The organism is Polaromonas sp. P1_E1_2 (assembly GCF_056406035.1).
In genome coordinates this window covers 1-6,104 of sequence record NZ_JBFUAZ010000221.1, presented here as the reverse complement: position 1 = coordinate 6,104, position 6,104 = coordinate 1, and the positions used below count along the sequence as shown (strand labels likewise).

The 6,104-nt window shown below is 59.2% G+C and carries 7 protein-coding genes; 4 read left to right on the top strand and 3 right to left on the bottom strand.

The window, feature by feature from the left end; genetic code table 11:
• Together AC1D1P_RS11930 and AC1D1P_RS11925 are read left to right on the top strand one after the other, a co-directional pair.
• Nucleotides 1–302 (top strand): molybdopterin-dependent oxidoreductase (locus AC1D1P_RS11930; protein ID WP_477673121.1); only part of this gene is annotated, 302 nt, incomplete at its 5' end.
• Between the two features lie 160 nt (nt 303–462).
• Nucleotides 463–1,110 carry a protein-methionine-sulfoxide reductase heme-binding subunit MsrQ gene (locus AC1D1P_RS11925; RefSeq protein ID WP_477669891.1) on the top strand — a complete coding sequence of 216 codons (648 nt, stop codon included), beginning with the start codon at nt 463–465 and terminating at the stop codon, nt 1,108–1,110.
• Between the two features lie 68 nt (nt 1,111–1,178).
• On the opposite strand, the gene lysA is transcribed toward AC1D1P_RS11925, so the two are convergent.
• Together lysA and lptM are read right to left on the bottom strand one after the other, a co-directional pair.
• On the bottom strand, nt 1,179–2,462 hold the full coding sequence (gene lysA, locus AC1D1P_RS11920; protein ID WP_477673120.1) for a diaminopimelate decarboxylase: 1,284 nt from the start codon (nt 2,460–2,462) through the stop codon (nt 1,179–1,181).
• A gap of 162 nt (nt 2,463–2,624) precedes the next feature.
• A complete protein-coding gene (gene lptM / locus AC1D1P_RS11915; RefSeq protein ID WP_477669889.1) occupies nt 2,625–2,831 on the bottom strand; it encodes an LPS translocon maturation chaperone LptM in 207 nt (68 codons plus the stop codon).
• A gap of 12 nt (nt 2,832–2,843) precedes the next feature.
• Between lptM and cyaY the strand changes: the two genes are divergently transcribed.
• A complete protein-coding gene (cyaY, locus tag AC1D1P_RS11910) occupies nt 2,844–3,194 on the top strand; it encodes an iron donor protein CyaY (protein ID WP_477673119.1) in 351 nt (116 codons plus the stop codon).
• Between the two features lie 81 nt (nt 3,195–3,275).
• Here cyaY and AC1D1P_RS11905 read toward each other — a convergent pair whose 3' ends face one another.
• Nucleotides 3,276–5,687, bottom strand: coding sequence for a penicillin-binding protein 1A (locus AC1D1P_RS11905; RefSeq protein ID WP_477673118.1), 2,412 nt, complete (start codon nt 5,685–5,687; stop codon nt 3,276–3,278).
• Between the two features lie 268 nt (nt 5,688–5,955).
• Between AC1D1P_RS11905 and pilM the strand changes: the two genes are divergently transcribed.
• Nucleotides 5,956–6,104: pilus assembly protein PilM (gene pilM, locus AC1D1P_RS11900; RefSeq protein ID WP_477673122.1), on the top strand; the 149-nt coding region annotated here is incomplete at its 3' end.

The following is a 6,104-nucleotide window of genomic DNA, read 5'->3' as shown; positions in this document are numbered from 1 at the left end:
GCGCACCGGTGCGCATGGTGCTGCCCTGGAAGTACGGCTTCAAGAGCGGCAAGAGCATCGTCAAGATCCGCTTTACCGACAAGGAGCCGCGCACCGCCTGGAACAAGGCCGCGGCGCAGGAATACGGCTTTTATTCCAATGTGAACCCGGACGTCGACCACCCTCGCTGGAGCCAGGCCACCGAACGGCGTATCGGTGAAGACGGCCTCTTTGCCAAGAAGCGCAAAACGCTGATGTTCAATGGCTATGAAGCGCAAGTGGGCCAGCTCTACGCGGGCATGGACCTCAAGAAGAACTTCTAAAAGATATGGCCCCCACGCTTGTCGCTTCGCGTACTGCGCTGCCCCCCGAGGGGGCCGCTGCGCCTGCGGCCCGGCAAAGCCGGTTCCGCGGCCCCTGCTGGGTTGGGACGCACGCTGCGCTGTGTTTCGATGTAGGTCGACCCGGCGGTGGATTGCTGTGATGTCGACAGCGCAAAAATGGTTGCTGCACCCTGCCGCCAAACCGGTGCTGTTCCTCGTCTGTCTGCTGCCCTTTGTCTGGCTGTTCTACGGCGCCTTCACCAACCAGCTGGGCGCCAACCCGGCCGAGGCGTTGATACGCGCCACCGGCGACTGGACGTTACGCTTTATCTGCATCGTCCTGACGGTCACGCCGCTTCGGGTCATCACCAGCACGCCTGCACTGGCGCGCTTTCGGCGCATGCTGGGGCTGTTCGCGTATTTTTATGTCGTCGTCCACCTGCTGAGCTACAGCTGGTTCGACATGGGCTTTGACTTTGCCGATATTGCCAAAGACATTGCCAAGCGGCCTTTCATCCTCGTGGGGTTTTCGGCCTTTGTGTTACTGACGCCCCTGGCGGCAACGTCCTTCAATGCGGCCATCAAAGCCATGGGTGCCAAACGCTGGCAGTGGCTGCACAAGCTGGTCTACATGATCGCCGGGCTGGGGCTGCTGCATTTTTTCTGGATGCGCGCCGGCAAGAACAATTTTGCCGAAGTGTTCGTTTACGCTGCGATCATCGCCGTACTGCTCGGCTGGCGTGTGCAGCAGTTCTTGAGGAAAAAGAGGCTGAAACCCATATACGACGTGCGCAACCAGCTATCATAATGATAGCGATGTGCGCTGATCGACACTGATCCGATGAGGCGCGCGCTTGCCCCGGGCGTGGTTCCGGATTAGCCCGCTACCAGCTGTTCCTGCCGCATCTGGTCTTCAGCGGTTTCCCGCCGGCGTATGAGGTGCACTTCGACACCGTCAACCAGCAGTTCAGCGGCCCGGCCACGTGTGTTGTAGTTGCTGGCCATGCTCATGCAATACGCACCTGCCGACATCACAGCCAACTGGTCACCCGCCGCGACAGACAACACGCGGTCGCGGCCTATCCAGTCGCCGCTCTCGCAGACCGGGCCCACGACGTCATACGTCGCTTCGGCGGTCTTGCCTTCGGCCAATACGGGGACGATGGCGTGGAAAGCCTGGTACATCGCAGGACGTGGCAGGTCGTTCATCGCCGCATCGACGATGCAGAAGTTCTTGTGCTCGCCCGGCTTGACGTAGAGCACTTCCGTCAGGCAAACCCCTGCGTTGCCGACCAGTGAGCGGCCCGGCTCGATCATCAATTTTTTACTGCCGTAGCCGCGCGCGTCGATCTTCGCGAGCAACTGCTGCCAGAGTGCGTCGGCTTCGGGCGGGGTGTCGTTGTTGTAGTTGATGCCCAGGCCACCGCCGAAATCGATATGTTCCAGCGGGATGCCCGCGGCTTCAATGGCTGCCACCAGGTCGAGCACCCGGTCCATGGCGTCAAGGTACGGTGTGGTGTCGGTGATTTGCGAGCCGATGTGGCAGTCGATGCCGACGACCTGCAAGCCTTTCAGCGAAGCCGCGTGCCGGTAGATGCGCAGCGCGTCTTGGTGTGCCACGCCGAACTTGTTGTCTTTCAGGCCCGTGGAAATGTAGGGGTGCGTCTTGGGGTCGACATCGGGATTGACGCGAATGCTGACGGGCGCACGCATGTCCATGGCGAGAGCTACCCCGGACAGCACATCCAGCTCGGCTTCGCTTTCGACATTGAAGCAGCCGATGCCGGCGCTCAGGGCCTGGCGCATTTCGCTGCAGGTTTTGCCTACGCCTGAAAAAATGATCTTCCGGGCCTCGCCACCAGCGGCCAGTACGCGGGTGAGTTCTCCGCCCGAAACGATGTCAAAGCCGCAACCCGCCCGGGCAAATGCCTGCAGGATGCCGAGTGACGAATTGGCCTTCATGGCATAGCAAATTTGCGCGTTGCGCCCTGAAAAGCCACGCTGGTAAGCCGCCAGCGCCGAAAGCATGGCTGCCTTGGAATACACAAACAGCGGCGTGCCGTGTGCCGCGGCCAGATCGCCAAGCCGGACATTTTCAACAAACAGCTCGGTATCGCGGTAAGCAAAATGGGGGTGGCCGGGGAGAGGTTGGCGGGTCATGAAGAATGGGCTTTGAAGCGGTTGGAGTTATTGGCAACTATCTTAAGGAGCGCAGGGCTTGCGCGCCATGATCGATTGACGGCATGAACGGCCGGGCGCCTTTAGATTGAAGGCCCAGCCACCGGATGGCCTGAATCTTCAATGAATCGGCCAGGTTGCTGGTCAGCGAGCGGCTGACGCCGGCGTTGCAGGCGCGGCAGCCGGCGGCGCTGTGGTGGCCGTGGCCGGCACCTTCGGGGGAACTGGCAGGTAAAGTGCGCCTTTTTGTCCGCAACCGCCCAGCAAGGCCGCGCCGACCACAATTGCAGCAAGGCCATAGCGGGAGGCCGAAGGGCGGATGCGGCCTAAAATTTGAGCTGAAGAAACCATGATGGGATTGTAATGACGGACCTTGAATACCAGGATCTGGCCGAGAGTGCACTCAGGGCCGTTGAAACCGCCTGTGACCGTATCAATGATGAGACCGACGCGGACATTGATAACCAGCGCACCGGCGGCATGGTCACGCTGACTTTCTCCAACCGCAGCCAGATCATCATCAACCTCCAGAAGCCTTTGCAGGAAATATGGATGGCGGCCAAGGCCGGCGGGTTCCACTATAAATTCAGTGGCGGGCAATGGGCTGATACCAAGGACTCGAGCGAGTTTTTTGCCAATTTGTCTCGCTATGCCAGTGAGCAGGCCGGCCAGACGTTGGTGTTCGCGGCCCCCGTGGAAGCAAATAAAGCGTAGCAGCCGAAGCTTGCAGGTGTGCGGTGATGGGCGTTGAAACAAAAAAGGGCTCCGTGGAGCCCTTTTTTGATGCGTTTCATCTCAGTTCTTGAACAGATCCAGGATGCGCTTTTTCTCGTCTGAAGGCGGCAGCACCTGGATCGCCCCTGGCGTAGCCGGGGTGCCGGCGGCTGCCGGGTCCTGTTGTATACCGACTGTGCTGACTCCGGAACCTTTGGCATATTCGCTGTAATACCACTCCCCGCCAACGTTGACGACACCTTCGGGCGGTGGGTATTCGGTGACCGGCACGCCCTTGAGTGCGTATTCCATGAAGTTGATCCAGATGGGCAGGCTCAGGCCGCCACCGGTTTCACGGTCGCCGAGTTTTTTCGGCGTGTCGTAACCCATCCAGACCGCCGCTGTCAGCGTAGGCTGGAACCCCACGAACCAGGTGTCGATCGAGTCATTGGTGGTACCGGTCTTGCCGAAAAGGTCGGGGCGTTTGAGCGTGGCTTGCGCTTTGGCCGCCGTACCTGAGCGTGCGACTTCCTGCAGCAGGCTGTCCATGATGAACGCATTGCGCGCATCGATGGCCCGGGCTGATTCGTCCAGCACGGGGGGCTTGCTTTCCAGCAGGACTTTGCCGCGCTGGTCGGTGATTTTGGTGACCAGGTAGGGATTGACGCGGAAACCGCCGTTGGCAAATACCGAATAAGCGGTGGCCATTTGTATCGGGGTGACCGATCCGGCGCCCAGCGCCATTGTCAGGTAGGCGGGATGTTTTTCGGCCTCAAAGCCAAAGTGGGTGATCCAGTCCTGCGCATACGGGGCGCCGATAGCCTGCAGTATGCGGATGGAAATCATGTTCTTGGATTTCTTCAGGCCGGTCCGCAGACTCATGGGACCGTCGAAAGTGCCGTCGTAGTTTTTGGGCTCCCAAGGCTGGCCGCCAGTGACGCCCGCGTCGAAAAACAGCGGGGCGTCATTCACCACGGTCGCTGGGGTAAAGCCCTTCTCGAGGGCGGCGGAGTAAATAAAGGGCTTGAAGCTGGAACCCGGCTGGCGCCATGCCTGGGTCACATGGTTGAACTTGTTTTTTTCGAAATCGAACCCGCCCACCAGTGCCCGGATGGAACCGTCGCGCGGATCAAGGGCCACAAAAGCGCCTTCCACCTCAGGCAGCTGGGTAATTTCCCAGGTGTTTTTCGGTGTTTTCGCCACGCGGATTAAGGCGCCGCGGCGAATCTTGATGTTGGGCCCGGCCTTGTCAGTCAGCCCGGATTGGGCGGGTTTCAGGCCGTCGCCGGTAATTTCAACCGTTTCGCTGTTCTGGCGCATGGCCAGAATTCGTTTGGGATTGGCTTCCAGCACGATGGCCGACATCACATCTCCGTTGTCGGGGTTGTCGGTCAGTGCGTCGTCAATCGCATCTTCCGTTTCCYGTGCATTGGCCGGCAGATCGATGAACTTCTCGGGGCCCCGGTAAATTTGCCGGCGCTCATAATCCATGATGCCCTTGCGCAAGGCTTTGTAGGCGACGGTCTGGTCGGTGGCACGCAGGGTGGTATAGACATTCAGCCCGCGGGTGTAGGTTTCGTCCCCGTACTGGTTGTAAACCAGCTGGCGCACGGTTTCAGCGACGTATTCCGCGTGTACCCGGCCTGCATCGGGCCCGGTCCTGACCTTGAGTTCTTCTTCTTTTGCGGCCTTGGCCTRTTCGGCGGTAATGAAGCCGTTTTCTTCCATGCGCTCGATGATGTAGAGCTGCCGGGCCCGGGCTCGCTTGGGATTGATGATGGGGTTGTAGGCCGAAGGTGCCTTGGGCAGGCCCGCCAGCATGGCCGCCTCGGAGATGGAGATGTTCTTCAGGGGCTTGCCGAAATAGGCCTCTGAGGCCGCGGCAAAGCCATAAGCCCGGTTTCCCAGAAAAATCTGGTTCATATAGATCTCAAGGATCTGGTCCTTGGTCAGCAGGTGCTCCAGCTTGAAGGTCAGCAGGATTTCATAGATCTTGCGGGTATAGCTTTTCTCGGCTGACAGATAGACATTGCGGGCCACCTGCATGGTGATGGTGGAGGCGCCCTGGCTCTTGGCCCGGCCCACATTGGCAAAGCCGGCCCGGATCACGCCCAGGTAATCCACGCCGCCATGTGAGAAAAAGCGGGCGTCTTCAATGGCCAGCACCGCGTCCTTCATGACCTGCGGGATGTCCTTGATCGGGGTGAGGCTGCGGCGTTCTTCCCCGAACTCTCCAATAACCACCCCATCGGCGGAGTAAACCCGCAATGGCAACTTTGGCCGGTAGTCGGACAAGTCAGAGATATCCGGCAGGTTGGGGTAGGCAACCGACAGCGCCACAGCCACAAACAGCAAGACGGCGGCAACACCAGCCAGCAACAGGCCACCACTCCACAAAAAGAACATGACCAGCCAGCGGGGGACAAGGGACTTTGCGCGACCTTGCTTGACCGGGGCAGAGTTTGAATCAGAAGACGTGGGTGTGGAGGGCATGTAGACAATCGTAAAGTCGCGTCACCATTATAAAAATCCCGGGAAGCGGGTTGTGCGGGGTGTCAGGGCAAGGGCCATACTTTTACGTTTGCAGACAACGTTTTAGGGAACATTGCAAACTCCTGGTCCGATACGACCGTCTGCTTTTGACAACGTTCCAGACGTCCAAAACAGGAAAAATCCTTACTGCACAAAGAGCTTACTGCTACTATTCAAGTGATTTCTTAAGTATGCAGGGCTACATATTAGCCGTCATTTGGGGACCGCCTTGATCTCTCTGGGATCGTTATTCAACCGCCAACAACCCGCTTTGYTGGGTTTAGATATCAGCTCATCCAGTGTCAAGCTGGTGGAGTTGAGCCGTGACAAGGCCGGTAATCTGGTGTTGGATCGCTGTGCGATCGAACCGCTGGAACG